The organism is Nibricoccus aquaticus (genome assembly GCF_002310495.1).
Taxonomy (GTDB): Bacteria; Verrucomicrobiota; Verrucomicrobiia; order Opitutales; family Opitutaceae; genus Nibricoccus; species Nibricoccus aquaticus.
Map to the genome: position 1 here is coordinate 4345319 of NZ_CP023344.1, position 20047 is coordinate 4365365.

17 protein-coding genes and 1 tRNA gene are annotated in these 20047 nt (G+C 61.8%); 11 read left to right on the plus strand and 7 right to left on the minus strand.

The genetic code is table 11. The features are described from left to right. Positions 1–5 precede the first annotated feature (5 nt). Together CMV30_RS17595 and CMV30_RS17600 are read left to right on the plus strand one after the other, a co-directional pair. A complete protein-coding gene (locus CMV30_RS17595; protein WP_096057241.1) occupies positions 6–1394 on the plus strand; it encodes a hypothetical protein in 1389 nt (462 codons plus the stop codon). Positions 1395–1658: 264 nt separating this feature from the next. Continuing rightward, the gene (locus CMV30_RS17600; RefSeq protein WP_096057242.1) at positions 1659–3908 is read left to right on the plus strand and encodes an ATP-binding protein; all 2250 of its coding nucleotides are present in this window, start codon (positions 1659–1661) and stop codon (positions 3906–3908) included. Between the two features lie 56 nt (positions 3909–3964). On the opposite strand, the gene CMV30_RS17605 is transcribed toward CMV30_RS17600, so the two are convergent. Next, positions 3965–4762 (minus strand): DUF3891 family protein, encoded by a 798-nt coding sequence (locus CMV30_RS17605; protein ID WP_096057243.1) that lies wholly within the window; start codon positions 4760–4762, stop codon positions 3965–3967. Between the two features lie 10 nt (positions 4763–4772). Further along, positions 4773–6071 (minus strand): amidase, encoded by a 1299-nt coding sequence (locus CMV30_RS17610; RefSeq protein WP_096057852.1) that lies wholly within the window; start codon positions 6069–6071, stop codon positions 4773–4775. Between the two features lie 103 nt (positions 6072–6174). Here CMV30_RS17610 and CMV30_RS17615 point away from each other — a divergent pair, with 103 nt between their 5' ends. Further along, positions 6175–6636: a RidA family protein gene (locus tag CMV30_RS17615; protein ID WP_096057244.1), complete on the plus strand. Its 462-nt coding sequence runs from the start codon at positions 6175–6177 to the stop codon at positions 6634–6636. A 110-nt stretch (positions 6637–6746) separates the two neighbouring features. Continuing rightward, positions 6747–6838 (plus strand) — tRNA-Ser (locus tag CMV30_RS17620). Between the two features lie 453 nt (positions 6839–7291). Here CMV30_RS17620 and CMV30_RS17630 read toward each other — a convergent pair. Both CMV30_RS17630 and CMV30_RS17635 read right to left on the minus strand, forming a co-directional pair. Further along, the gene (locus CMV30_RS17630; RefSeq protein ID WP_175414943.1) at positions 7292–10126 is read right to left on the minus strand and encodes a transporter substrate-binding domain-containing protein; all 2835 of its coding nucleotides are present in this window, start codon (positions 10124–10126) and stop codon (positions 7292–7294) included. A gap of 229 nt (positions 10127–10355) precedes the next feature. After that, entirely contained in the window at positions 10356–11045 is a 690-nt protein-coding gene (locus CMV30_RS17635) for a hypothetical protein (protein WP_138223365.1), read from the minus strand. 112 nt (positions 11046–11157) lie between these two features. On the opposite strand from CMV30_RS17635, the gene CMV30_RS17640 reads away from it, so the two are divergent. Next, positions 11158–11847, plus strand: a complete 690-nt coding sequence (locus tag CMV30_RS17640) for an energy transducer TonB (RefSeq protein ID WP_096057248.1) — start codon at positions 11158–11160, stop codon at positions 11845–11847. Between the two features lie 45 nt (positions 11848–11892). Here CMV30_RS17640 and CMV30_RS17645 read toward each other — a convergent pair whose 3' ends face one another. Together CMV30_RS17645 and CMV30_RS17650 are read right to left on the minus strand one after the other, a co-directional pair. Beyond that, a complete protein-coding gene (locus CMV30_RS17645; protein ID WP_096057249.1) occupies positions 11893–12372 on the minus strand; it encodes a GreA/GreB family elongation factor in 480 nt (159 codons plus the stop codon). Between the two features lie 41 nt (positions 12373–12413). Beyond that, positions 12414–12824, minus strand: coding sequence for a response regulator (locus tag CMV30_RS17650; protein ID WP_096057250.1), 411 nt, complete (start codon positions 12822–12824; stop codon positions 12414–12416). Between the two features lie 221 nt (positions 12825–13045). Here CMV30_RS17650 and CMV30_RS17655 point away from each other — a divergent pair, with 221 nt between their 5' ends. The 6 genes from CMV30_RS17655 (at position 13046) to CMV30_RS20830 (ending at position 18247) form a co-directional block, all read left to right on the plus strand. Then, a complete protein-coding gene (locus CMV30_RS17655) occupies positions 13046–13930 on the plus strand; it encodes a ParA family protein (RefSeq protein ID WP_096057251.1) in 885 nt (294 codons plus the stop codon). Positions 13931–13958: 28 nt separating this feature from the next. Continuing rightward, the gene (locus CMV30_RS17660) at positions 13959–15008 is read left to right on the plus strand and encodes a hypothetical protein (RefSeq protein ID WP_138223366.1); all 1050 of its coding nucleotides are present in this window, start codon (positions 13959–13961) and stop codon (positions 15006–15008) included. Between the two features lie 32 nt (positions 15009–15040). Then, positions 15041–15748, plus strand: coding sequence for a hypothetical protein (locus tag CMV30_RS17665; protein ID WP_138223367.1), 708 nt, complete (start codon positions 15041–15043; stop codon positions 15746–15748). 149 nt (positions 15749–15897) lie between these two features. Beyond that, on the plus strand, positions 15898–16413 hold the full coding sequence (locus CMV30_RS17670; protein ID WP_138223368.1) for an acyloxyacyl hydrolase: 516 nt from the start codon (positions 15898–15900) through the stop codon (positions 16411–16413). A gap of 77 nt (positions 16414–16490) precedes the next feature. Then, positions 16491–17864: a hypothetical protein gene (locus CMV30_RS17675; RefSeq protein ID WP_138223369.1), complete on the plus strand. Its 1374-nt coding sequence runs from the start codon at positions 16491–16493 to the stop codon at positions 17862–17864. 248 nt (positions 17865–18112) lie between these two features. After that, the gene (locus CMV30_RS20830) at positions 18113–18247 is read left to right on the plus strand and encodes a hypothetical protein (protein ID WP_281254867.1); all 135 of its coding nucleotides are present in this window, start codon (positions 18113–18115) and stop codon (positions 18245–18247) included. Positions 18248–18249: 2 nt separating this feature from the next. Here the strand turns inward: CMV30_RS20830 and ispH are convergent, their stop codons facing one another. After that, positions 18250–20022 (minus strand): 4-hydroxy-3-methylbut-2-enyl diphosphate reductase, encoded by a 1773-nt coding sequence (gene ispH, locus CMV30_RS17685; RefSeq protein WP_245844310.1) that lies wholly within the window; start codon positions 20020–20022, stop codon positions 18250–18252. Between the last annotated feature and the right edge of the window lie 25 nt (positions 20023–20047).

Sequence of the window (20047 nt, forward strand, 5' to 3'; positions counted from 1 at the left end):
AGGCCATGAATAAAACGCTGCTCCTCGTCATCTGCGACTTCCTCCTGCTGAACATCCTCGCGCTCACGCGTTGGGAAAATGCGGAGCCGGTGCGCCCGCAGCAGACGCCGGCGGCCTCCTCCGGTGCCGACCCGGCGACCAAGGACCAGGACATCGTGGACGTGATGAAGATGTCGCTGGAAGACGAGCGGGCGCAGCGCGATCAGCTCGCGAAGCAGCTTCAGTCCACCACGGAAAGCCTCCAGTCACGCGAGCAGGCGTTGAGCCAGCTCCAGACAGAGAAAACCCAGCTTGCCACGAATCTCTCCGAGACGCAGCGCAGTGCACAGGCGCTCGCGCAGAAGGTCGATGTGGCGTCTCGAGACGCAGCGATTTCCAAGGAGAAACTCGCTCAGATGCAGCGCGAACTGGAGCAACGCCAGGCCGACGCCGAGCGCCAGAAGCAGCAAATGGCGCAGCTCGAAACGCAGCAGGCCGAGGCGCGCCAGCGGATCGAGTCGCTGAATGTCGCCGTGAAAGTCGCCGAGCAGGAAAAAATCCTTCTTCGCGAAACCGCGGACACTCTGAAAGTCCAGGTCGCGCAGGAGCGGCAGGATCGTCTCAAGGTGCAGGAGACGACCACACAACTCGCGCAGGGCGTCGGCACGCTCGCGGAAAAGTCCACGGAGCTCACGAAGGAGATCCGCGAGAACCGGCCGATCAACGCGAACACGCTCTTCAACGACTTCCTGGCGAATCGCGTGCAGACCGTTTTTAACGTTTCCCGCCCGGCTTTGTTCGGCGAAGCGAAGCGCCAGAAAGACGCGCGCACGATTCTCGTGAGCGATGGCAAGCAGACCTATGCGTTGCTGCATATCGACGACACGCCGTTCAACTACCGCGAGGTCGGATCTGATTGGCAGAAAATCTCCATCAACTTTGCCAAAGGCGGCAATCGCGCGGCGGTGCCTGAGATGCAGTTTCTCTCGATCGATCCACGGCTGATCGCACTGCCGGTCGATGATGCGCAGGTCGCGGCCATCGGCGCGAAGGTTTATCAAACCGCGCTCGATCCGGTGAAGTTTCCTGACGCGTTATTGATCAGCAATGGCGGCGCGGGCTACGGCGAAGTCGCCTTCAAGCTGGATGCTGCGCAGCCCGGTTTCGTGCGGATGGACAACCGGGTGATGAAGCGGATTTTTGGGGACTTCTCGCCTTCACGCGGAGATCTCGTGCTCAGCAAGACGGGCGAACTGCTCGGCATCATGGTCAACAGCGACTACTGTGCGGTCATCAATAATTTTCTCCCGAGCAAAACGATCCGCACGGGCGAAGAGGTGACGGCGCAAAAGACGGGCGCGATCCTCGATGAGATGGCGATGCGCGTGCGCGCGCTGCCGTTCAGAATGCAGTAAGCGGCCGACGAGGCGGGCGATGGTCTACGGAACATGGCCTGCCCGGGGAAAATTAGCCGTTAATCGGAGCAGAGCGACTGGATGGAGGCTCAAGCGGGCGGTGTTTCGTGCCGATGAGGTGAAACATTCATCGCTTCCCGGTTCCTCCCGGAAGGAGCTGCGCATGGGCTCAGATTCCGACGGCAGGGCACGGATACTTCCGTGAAATTAAGACAAAAGTCCTTTCTCCTCATCGTCACCGCATTCGTGGGGGCGACTTTGCTCATGCTCGTCGGCACGCGGTTCGCGGCGGTGCGCGGATTTGAGCAACTTGAAGAACAGGAGGCACTGCGCACGGCGGGCCGGTTGAAGAAACTCGTGCACGCATCGCTCGGTGATCTGGGGCGCTCCGCCCGCGACTTCGCGGTCTGGGATGAACTGGCGGCCGCAGTCGCGAGGGGAGACACGGGGTTAATCGAGAAATATTTCGCGTATGACATCAGCGCCAACGCGCGCTGGAGCACCTTCGCTGTCGTGAAAAGCGGCGGGCAGGTGCTGTTCGCGCGTTCCTGTGAAACGGAGGAGCAGGCGCTGCTGCCGCTGAGATCGGCCATGACCGCCGCGTTGCTTGAGCTGCCGGATCTGCGGGAACCGGAGAAGATTGCCGGGACGCAGCAGCACACGGCACTGCTGGACGGAGAACTTCATCAGATCGCGTACACCGCGATCCGTCCGATGACCAAGGATCAAGCGCCCACCGGCACGCTGGTGGTGTGCCGGCGGATGGATGAGCGTTTTTGCGAGCGTGTGAGTATGATGCTCGATGCGCCTGTGCGGCTGGTGTTCGCAGCCGGCAGCATGGCCAAGGCGGAGAGGGAAAACGATTTTGTCGTCCAGGATGAGAACGGGGAGATGGCCGGCTGCACGGTGTTGAGCGACTGGCGCGACCGGCCTGTGGCGGTTTTGCGCATCACGCACCACGCGCGTTTCCGCGAGCAGAGCGATCGTTTCATCGCATTGCTGATGGCCGTGCTTGTGGGGGGCGCGGTGCTTTTGTGCGTGCTGATCGACCGGCTGTTGCTGAGCCGCCTGATCGGCCGTCTCGCCCGGATCGGCGGAGGCCTGCAGCGGATACAGCAGGGTGGAAGTTTGAGCGACCGGCTGGAGGTCGATGGCGGTGACGAGATCACGACGCTCTCGCAAGAGACCAACCGCTTGCTCGCCTCGGTGCAGGCATCGCACCAGGCGCTGGAGCGGGCCAATGCCGAGATGCAGCAACGCGTGGCCGAGCGCACGGCGGCGCTGGCTGACGCCAACGCCGCGCTCGAGGCGGACATCGCCGAGCGGATCAAGGCGGAGCAGGAGCGCGAGCAGCTCCGCGAGCAGCTCATCCGTGCGCAGAAGATGGAGGCTGTCGGCACGCTAGCGGGAGGCATCGCGCATGATTTCAACAATATCCTCACGGGCATCCTCGGGCACGCGCAGCTGCTGAGCGGCGCGCTCAAGCCGGGAAGTGCGGAGGAGTCGAATTTGAAGCAAGTCGTCACGGCGGCGGAGCGGGCGGCGGCGTTGGTGAAGAAGATTCTCGCGTTCAGCCGGCAGACTCCGGGCGAGCGGCGCCTGGTCACAGTCAGTCAAGTGGCGGGCGAGGCGCTTTCACTGCTTCGCGCCGGACTTCCGGCGGGCATCGAGATCCGTTGCCAGGCAGATACCGATGAAGATGTGGTGAATGCCGATCCGACGCAGCTTCATCAGGTGTTCATGAATCTCGGTACGAATGCCAGCCACGCGATAGGCGCGCAGGGCGGTGTGCTCGAGGTGCGCATCGAGCTAAGCAAAATCAAAAATCCCTATCTGGAACTGGTGCCGGGCGAGTATGTGCTCATCACGGTGCGCGACTCCGGTTGTGGGATGTCGGCTGAAGTGATCTCGCGCATTTTCGATCCATTTTTCTCCACCAAACCGGTCAATGAAGGAACCGGGCTGGGACTCGCGGTTGTCCACGGCATCGTGCTCGATCACGGCGGGGCGATCGATGTGGATAGTCGTGTCGGTGGCGGCACGAGCTTCCGCATCTGGCTGCCTGCGGCGCGCTCGAAAGCGGACGCACCCGAGCTGGCGCCGTCGGCTCCGCTCAAAGGCAACGAGCGCATCCTGCTCGTCGATGACGAGGAGATCGTGCGCAGTGTATTGGAGAAAGGCCTTCAGCGGCTGGGCTACCGCGTCACGGCGGAATCATCCGGGCAGGCGGCGCTGGCGCGTTTCCATGCAGCGCCCGATGATTTCGATCTGGTGATCACCGATCAGACCATGCCGCTGATGTCCGGGCTCCAGCTGACGGCGGCGTTGCACAAGGTGCGGGCCGATCTGCCGGTGGTTCTGGCCACGGGTTATTCGCCGGAAGTTTCCGGCCGGGATGCGGCGGGGCTCGGGCTCGCGGGGATCGTGGGCAAGCCGATGCATTTCACGGAGCTGACGCAGATCATGCGGCGGGCGTTGAATAACAAGTCGCGGCCGGCGATGGCTGGGCAGTAAGCGAGTCGTGGACGAGTGCGGAGCGGGTGGCGCGGTGGAAGGATCGCGCGGGCGGATCAGCCTACGAGCAGCGTGATCGCGATGGTCTCGTAGGGAGTAGCGGCGAGTGTGGCGCGGTAGTCGTCGATGCTCGCAAAAGTGTGCTGCTTGAGGCGGCGGGCTTTGAACGGGAAGGTCAGTTCCTTTTCGCGAAAGGGAGACGGTGTGATTTTGAATACGCCAGGGCTTTCCGGGGTGCAGGAGAAACTGTGGAGTTGTCCGGCACGATCGGTGTGGCTGTGCCGAAGTGTGCGCGGTTGTTCGTAGCCGGCGCAGGCGATGAGCGAGAGGTTGTCGCAGGTCTGGAGAAAGCGGAACGCGCGGTCGAGGGCGCCCTGGCTGGCGTTGAGGCGGGCGGCCATTTCGAGCTGGAAAGCGCGTTGGGCGGCCACGAAGTCGGCGTGCAGCGGCCGGTGATCGGGGCGGATCGTCGAGAGATCGGCCTGCTCGGTGAGGAGGTTGACGGTGTGCATCGAGACGACGATGGCTGCGAAGGGATTGCGCTCGGCGACGGCGGCGGTCGCTTCGCCGCGCACGCGCAGATAGGCGGGCAGGTCGATCTCTTCAAAGGCGGCGTAACTGCCGACGAGGTCTTTGGTGAAGGCTTCGGGGATGGCGGCTTTGGTGAGAAACGGCGCGGCATCGCGGGCGGCCCAGCCGTCGTCGTGCGCAGCGACGGCGAAGAGAATGTCGGCGCGCGGCTCGGGGGATGCGAACTGGGCGTTGCCCCAGGCTTCGGCGAAAAGACCGGCGAGGCGCGCGTGTTCGCCGTGCGTCACCAAGAGCCAGCCGTCGGGCAGTTCCTTGCGGATCATGCCTGCTGGTTTAGCAGGACGCGGACCGTTTTAGCGCCCAGCTGATGGCGGGGCTTTGCGGTGTGGGAGCGATGACCTGGAGGCCGCTGCTCATGCCATCGGGGAGCGTGATGGGGATGGTGAGCACCGCGAGGCCACCGAGGCTGGCGGGTGTGGTGAGGGCGAGCAGGCGGTTGCGATTTTCGAGTGTGCAGTCGGCTTTTTTGAGCGCGGGAAACGGGGTCGCGGGCATCACGAGAAAATCGTGCGTGGTGAAATACGTCTGCCAGGCGGCGCGGACGGCGTTCCATTTGACGTGTGCGGCGTCTAGCTGGGCGGGCGACCAGCGGCGGCCGCGATCGATCCGGGCCCAGACGTCTTTGCCATAGAGATCGCGATGCGTGTCGAGCCAGGCGGCGTGGACGCCGTAGGCCTCGGTGCTTTGGAGCGTGGAGTAGGCGTTGGCGGCGTCGTTGAACGCGTGCGCGAGGGCGTCGCGTGTGGCGGTGTCGGCGGGGGCGGCGAATTTCTCGGCGGCGAGTTTCAGCGAGGTGGAGACGCTGGCGTCGGCTGTCTGGCCGAGAGCTGCGAAATCGAGCCAGGCGCCGCGGGGTTCGCGTTCGAGCACGGGCGGTTTGCCGAGGAGGTAGCGGTTAACGAGGGTGAGATCGGCGGGATTGCGCGTGAACCAGCCGGCGGCATCGAAGCTAGGAGCGAGCGGAAAGGCGTCTTCGATGTAGGTATCCTTAGGCGTGAGACGCAGGCCGTAGAGTCCGCAGAAGGCGGCGGGGACGCGGATGGAACCGCCGGTGTCGGTGCCGACGGCCAGCGGCACGATGCCGGCAGCGACGGCAGCCGCCGAACCGCTGCTGGAGCCGCCGCTGGTGCGGCCGGGATAGCGCGGGTGTTCACAGTCGCCGTGATGCGGGTTTTCGCCGGTGAGGCCGTAGGCGAATTCGTGGAGGTGGGTTTTTGCGGCGAGAATGGTGCCGAGGCCGCGGAGAGAATGGGGGAGTTTGCTGTCGCTGCGGCGGATCGGAAGGATGCCAGGCGTGAAATTCGAGCCGGCATTCATCGGCTGGCCTGCGGTGAAGAAGATGTCTTTCAGGACGTAGGGGACACCGGCGAGCGGGGCAATGGTGCCGGCGACGCGGGCGAAGGTCGCGGCCATTTCGGCCTGCGAGCTGAGCGTGGCGAAGGCGGCGCGTTGCTGATCGTCGGGCAGAATAGAACGCAGGCGACGAGCGATTTCGCGCGCCGCGCTGGCGGAATCGCCCGCTGCGAGTGCCTGCCACTCGGCCATGGTGATGGCGGAGAAAAGAGACGACATGGGCGCGAAAGTGCGGTTCAGGCGGGCGAGCGCAATCCTGAGTTTGCTCGGACAGGTAGACAAAATCTTGGCATCGCGCCGGTATTCGCCGAAGAGATTCAGCATGAATCCCGAAGCGAAACTCGCCGAACTTGGTTTGAAACTGCCCGCCGCGCCCGCCGCCGGTGGCAACTATGTGCCGACGGTGCGCGTGGGCAATCTGCTCTACTGCGCGGGCACGATCAGCACGCTCGATGGGAAGATGACGCACGAGGGTCAGGTGGGCAAAGAGCAGACGGTGCAGACGGGCTACGAGTCGGCGAAGATCTGCGCTTTGAATACGCTCACGAACATCAAGGCGGCGGCGGGCTCGCTCGATCAGGTCGCGCGCTTCGTGTATGTCGGCGGTTACGTGAACGCGATCAGCGGCTTCCCAGATGCGCCTGCGGTGATCAACGGCGCGAGCGATCTGTTCGTCGCGGTGTTTGGCGAAGCCGGGAAACACGCGCGCGCCGCGGTGGCGGTGGCCGGGCTGCCGAAGAACTCGACGGCCGAAGTGCAGGTGATCGTGGAGTTGAAGGGCTGATTTTCGCCGGGCGGATGATGCGACTGGAGCAGCGTTCGCCCGGGTTTAGTTGGAGCAAGAAAAGTCCTTGCGCTCAAAAGAGGCGGGAGTTTGCTTCGTGCCCCTGCTCCGGAGAGATGGCTGAGTGGTCGAAAGCGACGCTTTGCTAAAGCGTTGTACGGTTAACCCCGTACCGGGGGTTCGAATCCCCCTCTCTCCGCCAGGGCCCTAAAAAAGTCCGGAAGATGAGAGTATTGTTGAACGTCGTCCTATACCTCTTTGCTGCGCTGCTGGTACTCGGTGGACCTCGCCTGCAAGACGGACCAATCGAATCAATCGAAGTAAGGAACCATGATATTCAGGTTATATGCGTCGTTAGAAAACCGGATGAGGTGGAGCGGATGATCCAGATCATTCGGGGTGCAAAGTTGATAAAGGAAGAATCATCACTTTTGGGGCGTTTCACGCATACGATAAACATCCCGGACCGGTGGTTATACGATGAGTTATCCGGAGAGATCGCTCGGCTGTCCAAGACGCATCAGCCCATTTATCGCATTAGCGACGCACAGAAACGAGAGTTTGAATCATTCCTACGATAAGAGCCGAAACAGTAAGGATGGATAGGATGGATGTTGGCTTCGAGCTTCTAGGCTCCCAGCGACGATTCGGGCGGCTACTTCTGAGGAGTGCCGGACGTCATCTCATCGGCTTGAGTCGTGAGGGCTTTGATTTTCACGAGGAGATCGTCGGCGGTGAAGGGCTTGGGGATGAAGCCGACGAGGGGGGCGGCGATGATGTGTTTGCGGGCGTCGGTCTCGCTGTAGCCGCTCATGATGAGGACGGGGACGGTTTTGCTGAGGGCGCGCAATTCACGGAGGGTGGCGGGGCCGTCGAGGCCGGGCATCGTGAGGTCGAGGAGGACGGCTTTGAACCTCATGCCGTGGGCGAGCGCGAGGGCGAGGGCTTCGTAGCCGTCTGAGGCGAGGGCGGTGGTATAGCCTTGTTTCTCTAAAATAGAGGCGGAGATTTTCCGGACCTGCGGTTCGTCGTCGACGATGAGGATGGTGCCTTCGGCTTTTTCGGTGGAGCTGAAGGTGAGGGCGACGGGCTTCACTTGCGTGGCGGCGACTCCGGTGGCGGGCGGGAGCGCGAGGGTGAAGGTGGTGCCTTTGCCCAGAGTGCTGCGGACGAAGAAGGCTCCGCGGTGGGCGCGGACGATGCCGAGGACGGCGGCGAGGCCGAGGCCGCGGCCGGTGAATTTGGTGGTGAAGAAGGGATCGAAGATGCGGGTGATCGTCTCGGCGCTCATGCCGCAGCCGTCGTCTTCGACTTCGAGGATGATATAGTCGCCGGGCGGGCGTTCCTGGCCGATGCGCGCGTCGCGCATTTGATCGGCGGTGACGGCTTTGAGGAAGCTGCGGACGCGGATTTTCCCGGGGGCGGTGCCGATGGCGTCGGAGGCGTTGATCACGAGGTTCATGATCACCTGGCGGATTTGAGAGGCGTCGATCTCGACCTGGAGCGGGGCGGGCGAGAGGGTGTATTCCAGCACGGCGTTTTTCGCGATGGAGGTTTTGAAGAGGTGGGTGGTGTCCTGGATGAGCGCGTTGAGGTCGTGGCCTTCGAGGGAGAATCGGCTTTTGCCTGCGTAGGAGAGCATCTGGCGGCAGAGATCGGCGGCGCGGTTGGAGGCGGTCTCGATGTGTTCGAGGGCTTCGGCGGAGACGGTGCCGTTGGTGGCGCGGGCGAGCGAGGCGTTGCCCATGATGACCGTGAGCAGGTTGTTGAAATCGTGGGCGATGCCGCCGGCGAGGACGCCGAGGCTTTCGAGTTTTTGGGCCTCGAGCATCTTGAGCTGGAGCTTCTGGCGGTCTTCGTCGGCCTTCTTGTTACGAGTGATGTCCTGGAGGGAGCCGAAGAGGCGGGCGACTTTTTCTCCGGCGAGTTCGACGCGGCCGATGCAGCGGACCCAAACGAGGCGGCTGTTGGCGGTGACGATTTCTAGTTCGAGGTCGAATGACTGGCCTTCGGTGACGGCGAGGCCGACGGCGGCGGTCAAAATCTCGCGACTGTGCGGTGCGCAGAAGTCGAATACGCGTTCTTCGGGGAGGGGATCGTCGGCGGGAGGGAGGTCGTGGATGCGCCAGGTTTCCTTGGTCCAGAAGATGGTGCGGGTGCGCAGGTCGTATTCCCAGCCGCCCATGCCGGCGGCTTGTTGCGTTTGTTCGAGGAGGGCCTGGCTGCGGACGAGGGCGGCTTCGATGCGTTTGCGCAGAGTGATGTCGGTGGCGGCGCCGGTGACGCGCGAGGGACGATTTTCGGAGTCGCGGGCGACAACTTTACCGCGGTCAAAGATCCAGCGCCAGGTGCCGTCGTGGGCGCGGAGTCGGTATTCTACGCGGCCGTAGCCGTCGCGCATGAGGTTGCGCTTGGATTGCTCGACGCGTTCGAGGTCGTCGGGGTGGGTGATGGCGGCGAGGGCGTCGATCTGCGGGGCGATTTCATCGGGGCGGCAGCCGAGGATCTGGGCCCAGCGTTCGCTGCGGTTGACGCGGCCGTTGAGAATATCCCAATCCCAGACGGCGTCTTCGCTGCCTTCGAGGGCGAGGGTGAGGCGTTCTTCGCTGGTTTTGAGATCCTGGGTCTGGCGGCGGAGGCGTAGCAGGAGGCGGCGTTGGAGGAAAAAAACGAGGGCGAGGGCCGAGGTGACCAAAAGAAAAGTAAGCCAGTGAGCGCGGGCGATTTGCCAGGATTCTCGGATTGTCTCGATGGGGCCGAGCCAACGCGAGTAGAGCACGGCGTAGGTGCCGTCTTCGCGGAGATTGTGCAGGCCGAGATTGAGTTTGTAGAGGAGTTCGCTGCGTCCGTGCCGCACGGCGAGGTGCGAGGTGTAGGTGAGATCGGGGAAATTCAGGCCTGAATCGGAGACGTTGCGGTAGCCGCGATCACGAATGGTTTTCAGGCTGAGCGTGCGCGGAGTGAGCGCGGCATCGGCGGCACCTTTTTCGACAGCGGTGAGGGCGGCGGACATGTCCGTGACCAGGAGCAGGTTTTTATCGAGGCCGTGGTCGCGGAGGTATTGGTGTGCGAGGCTTTCGCTGGAGACGGCGATGCGGAGGGCGCGCAGGTCGTCGTGGGTGTGGACGCGCGGGGCGTTTTCACGGATGAAAAGAGCTCCCGCCATGCGGACGTGAGGTGTCGAGAAATCGTTGAGACGGGTGCGTTCGGGAGTGCGGTTGAGGTTGGCCAGCAGATCGAGTTTCCCGTCGCCGAACTGGGCGAGGGCATCGCTCCAAGGGAGAGCGATATACTCGAATCGGAGGCCTTGGTCGCGCCCGATGGCTTCCAGCAGATCCACGCAGAAGCCGGCGGGGCGGCCATTTTCATCGACGTACGAGAATGGCTTGGCGGATACATCGAGGCCGACGCGGAGCACGGGGGCGTCGGGTGCGGCGGCGGGAAGGGCAGGGGCGGCCAGGTGGATGAGGAGGGCGAGCCATGCGAGCACGCCGATGAAGCGCAGGCCGGGTCGGCGCGCGGGGTACGGGCGGGGAAAGGGGGATCGGTGTGAGATCACTCGTGAGTGCTGGTCGACAGGCACTCAATCGTCTCGATAGCAGGGCGGCTTGAGCCTTGCTATTGAAATCTTGGATATGTCCACCGTGCATCAACCTGAGTGTGTCTGGTGAGATGCCGGGCGGTTTGCAGGCGGGAGGCGTGGCGCGGGAGGGAATGATTCAGGGCTTTTTCGCGGGCGGGGGCGTATAGTCGGAGTAGGTCACGGTCATGTCTTCATCGAGGGATTTGAAGTACATGGCGCGCCCGCGCACGCGCACGGTGATTTCTTGAAGCAGGGTCGGACGGGTTTCGTCGGGGAGGGTGTAGGTGATCACGGTGCGGGCTTCTTCGATTTTCACGATGAACATCGGGGAGAAGGGCTGGATGCTGGCGAGTTCCACGCGTTCGATGGTGCCGGTGGCTTCGTGTAGCGAGAAAGTGACGACCATGTGTTCGGCGCTTTTGTCGTCGTCGCCGCCAGGCTTGAGTTGGAAGCGGTAGCGGGCGCGTCCGTTTTCGACGCCGAGCGGTTCGCAGGTATCGGGGCGGATCTGGTCTTTGACGTTGGGGGCGGTCTGGCCGCGGGTGCGGCGGGTGAGCATGTCCTTGTACTCTTTGACTTCGTCCTCGGTGGGCGCGCGGTCGTTTTTCTGGAGGAGGCTCCAGCGGGCGTACTCGGGCTTCGATGGGTCGAAGCGCTCGGCGAGGCTGCGTTCGGCGGAGCGGGTGCTCTGGGTGAAGCCCCAGCCTTTGGTCCCCTCGGCCTGGAAGGACGCGAGGGCTTTTTCCAGCTCAGATGGAACGGAGCCGGCGTGGAGGGGCGCAGCGATGAGTAAGCAGAGAGCGATCAGCAACGAGCGGAGCATCACGGGGTGAAACCGGAGGCGGAGATTTTTTTCAATCCCGCGCTGACCGCGTTAAGAAAAAGCGGGGCGGCGCGTTTGTATTTTGAATCTCAATCACCTCAACCCAAGGAACCCCATGAGCCGTCCATTCACCCTGCCAGTTGTCATCGCCTGCTCCGCACACGCGTTGCTGATGTTTGGTTTTACGAAGCCGTCTGTGAACCCGCCGATAAAGCCTCCGGTTGACGAGCACGATGGCTGGGTGCCCGTAATCATACCGGCTGAGGAAATTGAAAAGCCCGAGCCTGTTGCTTCGCTCGAGAAACAAGCCGGAGGAAAATTAGCTGCGCCGATGCCGCTCACGCCAGACAAGGCTGCCGATAAGATTTCGCCCGACGACCTGTTGATGGTCCTGACGGAGAGCGATCCGCTGCGCGTGAAGGTTGATACGAACATTATCTCACCCGGTCCGGGCTCACCAAACGGAGACCCGGACGCCAGGGAATACGGCCCGGGCACGCCTGACGGGAAGATCATTTTTGCCCCGACTGCTCTCGACAACACGCCACGCACGCGGGTGCAAAATCCGCCGTCTTATCCGTTCAGCTTAAAGTCCAGTGGTGTCAGCGGCGAGGTGCTCGTGGAGTTCGTCGTCGATGAACACGGGCGCGTTATCAATCCACGCGTGCTGCGCTCGACTCACGCCGACTTCGAGGCTCCGACGCTTTCAGCGGTGTCGAAGTGGAGATTCGAGCCGGGCACACGCAACATGGCTCCGGTGCGCTTCAAGATGGTTGTGCCGGTGAAGTTCAGCCTGAACGAGTGAGCGAACGGGGCTTCCGGCGTACCCGAGTAGCGGTTACGCGGGGTGCTATTCGATCGAGGCGATCTGGTGCGGAACCGGACCGCCTCGTCCCGGCAGCTCGACGGTGTCTCCGACATGCCGGCCGGGCAGCTGGCGGCCGAGCGGGGATTGCGGGGTGACGATGACGAGGGCGCGTCCATCGATTTCAAAATCGAGCCCGCCGCTGCGCGGGCCGAGAAAGTACGCCGATGATTTCCCCCGGGCTTTGAGTGTGACAATGGCGCCGACATCGATGGTTTCGCCCGGTGAAAACTCGCGTAAGGACAGGGCCTGATAAGTCGTGATGGTTTCCTGCAATTCGAGCGCGAGCCGGGCCTGGCCTTCGGCGAGGTAGGCAGCCTCCTGGCCGCGAGTGTCGTATTTGCCCTCGGCTTTGCTTTCTTCGCTGGTCGCCTCTTCACGAGCCATGAGCGCGGCGCGGGTGAGCGTGTCGAGTTCGGCAGTGAGTTTGGCGACGATGGCCTGGCGGAGAAGCGACTTGTCCATCGCGCCAGCGAAAAGTCTGCGGGGGAAATTATCCAGCAAACTCAGGCGTTCTGGACCTTGCCCGCGTCCATGGCCGCATCGGGTCGCAGGTTGAGCAGACGGGCGACGCGTTGGACGAGTTCTTTCGGGCTGAAGGGCTTCGTCAGGTAATCGAGCGCGCCGAGTTCGAGGCCGAGGTGCCGGGCGTCGTGCGTGGCCCAGGCGGTGAGGATCACGATGGGAATGGTGGCCGTGGCTGGCTGTCGGCGGAGGATTTCGCAGACGCCGAAGCCGTCGATGTCGGGCAGCATGAGATCGAGCACGATCAAGTCGGGTTTGCGATGTTGTACGGAGTCGAGCGCCTCGCGGCCGCTGGCTGCGGTGTTTACCTCATAGCCGGATTTGGTGAGATGGAAGGCGACGAGCTCGGTCACGTCCCGCTCGTCATCAACGCATAGAATGGTCAATGGCACGCCGCAGTCTGGCCCTTGCTCGCGGCGTTGTGGTGACGGGCGCGTGACGAGTGGGTGAAATCCCCGGAAAGAGCACCGCAAACTGCACAAAGTCCTCGCAAACAGAGTGCTGAAAAAACCGTGAAAAGAGTACACGCGTCTTTTATACTCGCGACGCCGCACCGATTGACCAATTCAACTCTCTAGCGCACTGCGCGTTAAAACTTCTCCCCGCACCTCGGATGGCTCGAAAAATCAGTTTCATCAATTACAAGGGCGGCGTCGGCAAGACGTCGCTCATCGTCAACGTTGCCTCATGCCTCGCGAAGGCCGGGAAGCGCGTGCTGCTTTTCGATTTCGACACGCAGTCGAACGCGAGCATCTGGCTGCTGCGCCTGGAGCGTTGGAACAAGATTAACAACTCGAGCGAGGGCGCGGTGTATTCGATTTTCGAACCCGGGACGGTGCGCGTGAAGGACTTGATCATAAAAGACGTGGTCGAGGATAAGAACGGCGACAAACTCCTCCCTGGCCTGGATCTGGTTCCGACGACGTTTAACCTCGTGGATCTCGAAGCGGAGTTCCAGGGCAAGCCCGGCTGCCCGCCGTACCTGATGTTCCAACAGCAGCTGGCCGAGGTCGAAGATAACTACGACTTCATCCTGTTCGACTGCCCGCCGAACATCCTGCGCGCGTCGCAATGCGGGGTGTTTTGCTCCAACGAAATCTACGTGCCGGCAAATCCTGACGCGCTCAGCCTTATCGGCTTCACGCTGCTCGTGGAAAAGCTCGTGAAGTTCCACCGCCTATCCGCCAGTTTCCGCACCGCCGAGATGGGCGCGCCCGCGCTGGTGAACGGCATCATCTTCAACTCGATCAAGGCCAACGTGGACATCGAGGTGCCCAAGATGCGGATGCAGCTTCGCATGAATCAATTTCGCACCGTCAAACGCGTCGCGCAGAACGCCAAGATTTTCAACACGCAGATCCGCGACGCGATGGTCGTGCGTCGCGCCGTTACCCTCGGCCTGCCGGTGATTCTGGTGGGGCAGGAGGCTGAGCAAGAAGACAACGTCGCGCAGGACTACCGCGATGCTGTGACCGAGTTGATGAATCATTCCAGTTAAGCCAGATTTCCGCTTCATCGCTTTTCCCATGCCGCCAAATTCAGACATCACGCCATCTTCCGGGGGCACACCGCCCGGCACTGGCAAGTTCAGTCCTCGCGAGTGGGACGTCGTGCGCACGGCGTTTCATACGTCGATCATGATCGACACCACGCTCGCGGGCCTGGCTGAAAATCTCAACGTCGCCGCCTGGCCCATCAAGGGCGAGGACGAGACGCCGGCGAAGTACATCGACCTCACTTATCGCGAGCTGTGCGCCATGCCTGGTCTCGCGGGCAAGACTGAGCGTATCGATCTTCTCATCACGATTCTCCAGGAGACGCTGGCATTCGACGAGCCCTTTGGCGACATGGTGACGAACGACGCGCTCGTGGATGAGCGCGACAATCCGATCCTGAAAAACCTGAACAAGCTCGGCATCCCCGAGGAGTTTCCGATCTCGCTGATCGCGCTCACGCCGGAGACCCGCGAATTCTGCAACCTGGAAGGCATCACCACGCTGAAGGCTTTCGCCGTTTTCGCCCAAGGCATCTCGCACAACGTCATCCTCGGCGGCGATTTTCGCGCGTTACTCAACTCACTTTCTCACATCGACGAGCAGACGCTGTCACAGTTCTTCCCCTTCCGTCCGGGCGAGAAAGGACTGCATCTGCTCGAAGGCATCGCCCTGGCCGTTCGCGCGTTCCCCGATGCGATTGAGGCTTCTCTGGCCCAACGTTACGGCGCCATCCTCGGCACCGAAGACGCTGAAAAAGCCGAGTCAGCGCAGCAATCCGACGCGGACGCCGCCGAAGAGATCCTGCGCCAGCACACCGCGTCCTACATCGAGTATTTCCAGGCCGATCACGCCAAGCTCCAGGAGCAGGTGAACACCGGAGTCCCCGTCGCGCGCCTGGCGATCGTGCTCAAAGATCCGCTGGTCGAATCGATCGTGACCGGCCTGCTCAAACCTTACCTTGTACCGTTGGAGCAACATTCGCATCCGACCACCACGATCACGCCCACCGTCCAGACCGCAGAGCCTGCGGGTTCCAAAGGTGGGTTCTTCTCTAAATTTGGACGGCTATTTAAGAAGTAGCCACCAACTGCCGATAACTAGCAATTGCAGTGATGTCCGCCGAACCCCAGCCCGTAGTCATCAAATTCCCGCCACGGCCGAAAACGGAAAATCCGTTGGTGCTGCCGAGGCGGCGGCTGCGTTCTCCCTTTGAAATATCCGAGGCGACGGCCGAGACGCAAAAGACGATTGATGCGATCCGTTCGGCCACCCGGAATCCTTGGGGCGAGGCGCTGAACGTCGATCAGCAGAAGATGGCCGAGCTCGAAAAATCGCTCCGCCAGCTCACGCAGAAACTCGAAGAGCGTGAACGCAGCCTGCAAGACCTCGAAGTGCGTCTCATCGAGCGCGAGCGCGAAATCGCCGAGATGGAGAACCTCCTGCAAGCCCGCGCATCTTTGCTCGAAGCCGCCAAAAACAAGAGCGCAGCCAGCAGTGATAACCGCCAGCTTTCACACGAAGAACAGGCCGCGCTCCAAAAACTCAAAGCGGAGATCGAGCGTCAGGAAAAGATGCTCCAGGAGCAGCGCGAAGGCATGAAAGAGCGCGAAGCCTTTCTGGACGACAGCGAAACCAAGCTTTTCGAAAAAGTGCAGCAACAGCAGGAAACCGAAACTGAGCTTGAGCAGCGCGAAGATGAGCTCAACCAGCGCGAGCGCCGTCTGCGCGAACGTGAAGCGGCTTTCGATCCCCAGCTGGCGGCAAAACTGGCGGCGGAAAAAGCGGCTGCCAGCAAGCCGCGTGGCGAATTCGCGGAGTAAGCTGGCGATCACCGCCCATGCGGTGACGCGCGCTGTGCCCTTCTAATTCGGTGCCCAGACCGACCTCGCGCGACCTCGCTGAGAAGCCCCCTGATCTGTCTGCGTGATTGACGAATCACGTTACGCTGGCAGTCCAAGCCGACTCGTCCATGTCGTCGTTCAAGTCTTTGGCGCTCGTCGTCACGTTCCTCCTCTCGCGCCTGCCGCTTGTTCATGCTTCTGCTTCGGCGGAGGCTCCCGCGTCCATTGCGGATGATCGGCTTGTTTTCCACGGCGGCGTTTCTGGGCTTTTCGACAGCGAGAAACCTCCGGCAATCGCGCTCGAATACCGCTGGAGCGCATCCAAGGCAGGCCTGCAACCGTGGCTGGGCGCGGGGTGGGCGACCGATGGCGCGATTTTCGCCGGTGGCGGGCTCTTGCATACGTGGCGGGTGGCTTCGCGCTGGGAATTGGTCACTGGATTCGGCCCTGTTTACTACGACCGGCACGAAGGACTCGATCTGGGCAGCCAGCTGGAATTCTACTCGTTCGCAGAGGCGGGCTGGGAAATTTCTCCCGGGCGGAGGCTGCTGCTACGTTTTGCGCACATCTCCAACGCGAGCATGTCGGAGATCAACCCCGGCACTGAATTACTCACCCTAGGTTTCAGCCTGCGACTGCCCTGAATCGCGGGACCGGAACTTCTCACAACATTTGCTCGCAACTTTTTTATTAAGTAGGCGTCCTTGAAAGGCTCGTTTCCATGAAATCCCTCCTCCCCCGTGTAGCACTGACCAGCCTGGCTCTTGGCGTTTGCGCCTCTGGATATGCCCAGGACCCCGTTCCCATCGAATTTTACCGCCCGCTGAAGAACAGTGTTTCCATCGGAGTGCGACGGATCGGAGGCGATGCGAAGGTGAAGTTCTCCGGGATCGGCCGTATCCCTTCGGTTTCCAACCCCGATCTGCTTAGCACCACCAACTCGCGTAGCTACGATAACGGGATCGTATATGCCGACGGACCGAGCGCCTACGAAATCAACAATACCGATACCAACAACGACGGCGTCTTGGATGCTTATCGGAGTGTAACCACCGTGCCGGCCACGGATAGTAGCGACTTGGAAACAGTCACGACTTTCTCCCGTCTCGATATTGCGGGTGGCCGCTACAGGCAGATGCAGAATGTCACCGTGCGGAATGTTAAGACCAACACACTAGTTTCATCCACCGACACTATTCTCGCTGAGTACTTGAACTACAGCGACGGCGCGACGCGCTACTGGGCCTACAACCAGCCGGGCCAGACCAACTCCACTAACGGCACGGTCGATATGAGCATCTATTCGGTCGCTCCCTCTGGATCGGTGGCCGAGGCGGAAAGCGACGGCAGCGCCGGCGTCGAGCTGCAATTCGCGCACGTCATCAAGCGCTACAAACGCTTCGAGTGGGGCATCAATTTCTCCGCAGGCGCCTCCGAGATTAACGCCAAAACCCGCAAGCGCATCGGTGCGAATCTGGTCACGACGACCGATCGTTACACTCTGCGGACGGGAAGCTCGTTCGAGAATTATGCCTACTTTGATTCCACGGTTCATAATGACACGGTGACCGTCGATAGAGGGACTGTGGACGCCTCCGGAAATCCGATCACGTACGACTATTTCGCCGAGAAAAACCATCTCCTCAGGCGGGATAACGCCCAGCGCATCCTAGACGGCGCTATCACCCCGAATGGAGCCAACGTCGATGGCTACTGGCAGATCAAGGGTGCTTACTACATGCTCCGCCTCGGCCCGATCGTGCGCGTGCCGATCGCGAAAAAGTGGACCGTGTCGGCCAGCGCCGGTGGCGCGCTCGCCTTCGTCGGCAGCCGGTTTCTCGTGGATGAGTATATCGAGCTCCCCGACGTCATCGGAACCATCCGCTTTCAAGGCGAAGGCGAAGAAAAGGCGATGGTGGGCGGCTACTACGCCGACGTTAACATTGAGCGCTGGCTGACCGTGCGCACTGGTTTTTTCGCAGGCTACAGCGTCGAGAAGATGGGCAACTACACGCATGAATTCGCCGGTCGCAAAGCCGATGTCGATCTCGGGACCAGCGGCGGTTTCCGCCTCGGCATCATCACGCGCTTCTGATCGTCGATCACCCCGCAGATTTCTGCCGCATTAAAGTGCCGCCGCGACGCAAGTCTGGCGGCTTTTGTGTCGATAGAGAGGGCATGCCTCATCATGGGCACAACATTCACCGTGACCGCCACGGCCGTCCTTTGCCGGCCACGTGTTCGCTGCGCCAAGCACCCGAGACCTTGCAGGCGTTTGCGCGCGCGGCGCAGGAGGTGGAGTTGTGCTTGAGCGAGGGGCGCTTGTTGAACTCCCACGAAGCGATGGCGCTCGCCGGAGGCGAAGCCCGCGAGAAGGAGACGCTTTACTCACTCGCCCGCCGGTTCGCGCAAGACGAGGGCGTCGATCTCGTCGATCTCATCTGCGATCTGGAACGGAAATTTCCCGAGTACGTTTAACGTCAGCGGCTTGCTGCGGCGCTTTCCACATCCGCCAGTACCGCATCGACTGAACGCAGCGACGTCGCCGGGAACAGGCTGTTGATGCGCGTGATCACCTGCTGGATGATCCCATCCGGGCAAGACGCTCCACCGGTGAGTAACACTCGAAACGGCCGCCCGCTTTCCCCAACCGGAAGTGGGTGGATTTCTACCATATCGTGGCCGTGTCCACCCACCGGGCCTTTGGCGGGAAACACATAATGCTCCACCGCGTCGCGCGACTGGATGTTGGCCTCGCTCTGGATGAAAAACGCGCGCTTCCCGAGACGTTGCTCGCACAAGCGATAGAGCTGGTAGGTGTTCGAGGAGTTCTTCCCGCCTATGACGAACGCCGCATCGAGCGGCTCGGCGAGCGCACGGCTGAGCGCGTCCTGATTCACCTGGGTCGCGTAGCACAACGTGTCTCGTTTGCCTCCGCCACCGACGCGAGCAGTTGCCTCGGTGTCGCCATAAAGCGCCGAAAAAACTTCGCGCAAGTGGTCGATGATTTCCAGCGTCTCATTCATGAGCAGCGTCGTCTGGTTCACGATCGCGATGCGCGCGAAATCACGGTCCACGTCGAAGCCCGGCGTATGTTTGCCGGCGAATTCGCTGTAGAACTTCGCGCGCTCCGCCGGATCGCGACTCGTGATGAGCTCACCCAGGCGGCGCGTTTCCTCCAGATTGCGCACGATGACGGCGTGCGCGTGGCGTCGGGCATTGGAGAAAGTCGCCTTGGTTTCCTCGTGCTCGTGTTTGCCGTGGATGACGACGGTGTAGCCTTCCTGGCCGAGCGCGCGCGCGGCCTTCCAGACTTTCTCCACGAGCATGCAGGTGGCGTCGTACTGATAAACCGGCACGCCTTTGCGCACGAGCCGGCGCTTGTCGTCATCGGTCGCGCCAAACGCCGGGATGATCACAATGTCCTCGGAGGTCAGCGTGTCCCACAGCGTGACTTCACCGGGCTCGCCGCGTGCGACACCACCGGAGGCCAGATGCGGTTTACCTTTGTCGGTCTGCAAATAACGCAGACCGCGACGAAGCAGATCCTCGTTCACGAACGGATTGTGAATGAGTTCGCTGAGCATGAAGACGCGGCGCGTGGGATTTTCGGCGAGCGTTTCGTAGGCGCGCTCGATGGCGTTCTTCACACCGAGGCAGAAACCGAAATGACTCGGCAGCAGGTATTGCACGGCGCCGAAATCGAGCGCGACGGGAGCGGCGGCGGTGCGTTCGTGGGTGCGCGCGAGAGCCTTGATGGCGGCGCAGAGCTTCGACTGGTAGAGCGTGCGGGCCGCGTCATCGAGCTGGTAAATGCCGCGATTGCGGGATTTCTCGGTGCGGAATTTGTAGATGAAATCGTTTTCCCCGAGATGCAGATACGGGATCTCGATGAGGTACGGATCGATCCCGGCGAGAATCGCGGCGAGGGTGGGAGAGAGCGATTCCGGCGAAGCTTCGAGCTCAGCGAGGGAGCGGAATTCACAACCGCCCGCGATCACGCCGCTGCTCGCAGGCACTTGCGAAAAGAAAACGCGTACCGGAGTTCCTTCCGCTGTCGTACAAAAATATTCGGCGGACGGTGTGTGCTCGGGGAACGACCGATGCAACTCAGCGTTCACCGCGTCCAAATCTTCTCCCTGAAATGCTGATTCGTATCGTCCATCACGAGACATCACAGCGAGCTGGTTGCTGGGATTAAACGCCAGCACGGCGACACGTTCGTTCGCGACCGGGATAGATGCGGAAACCATGGAGCGTCGAGCCAACTAGGCTGCT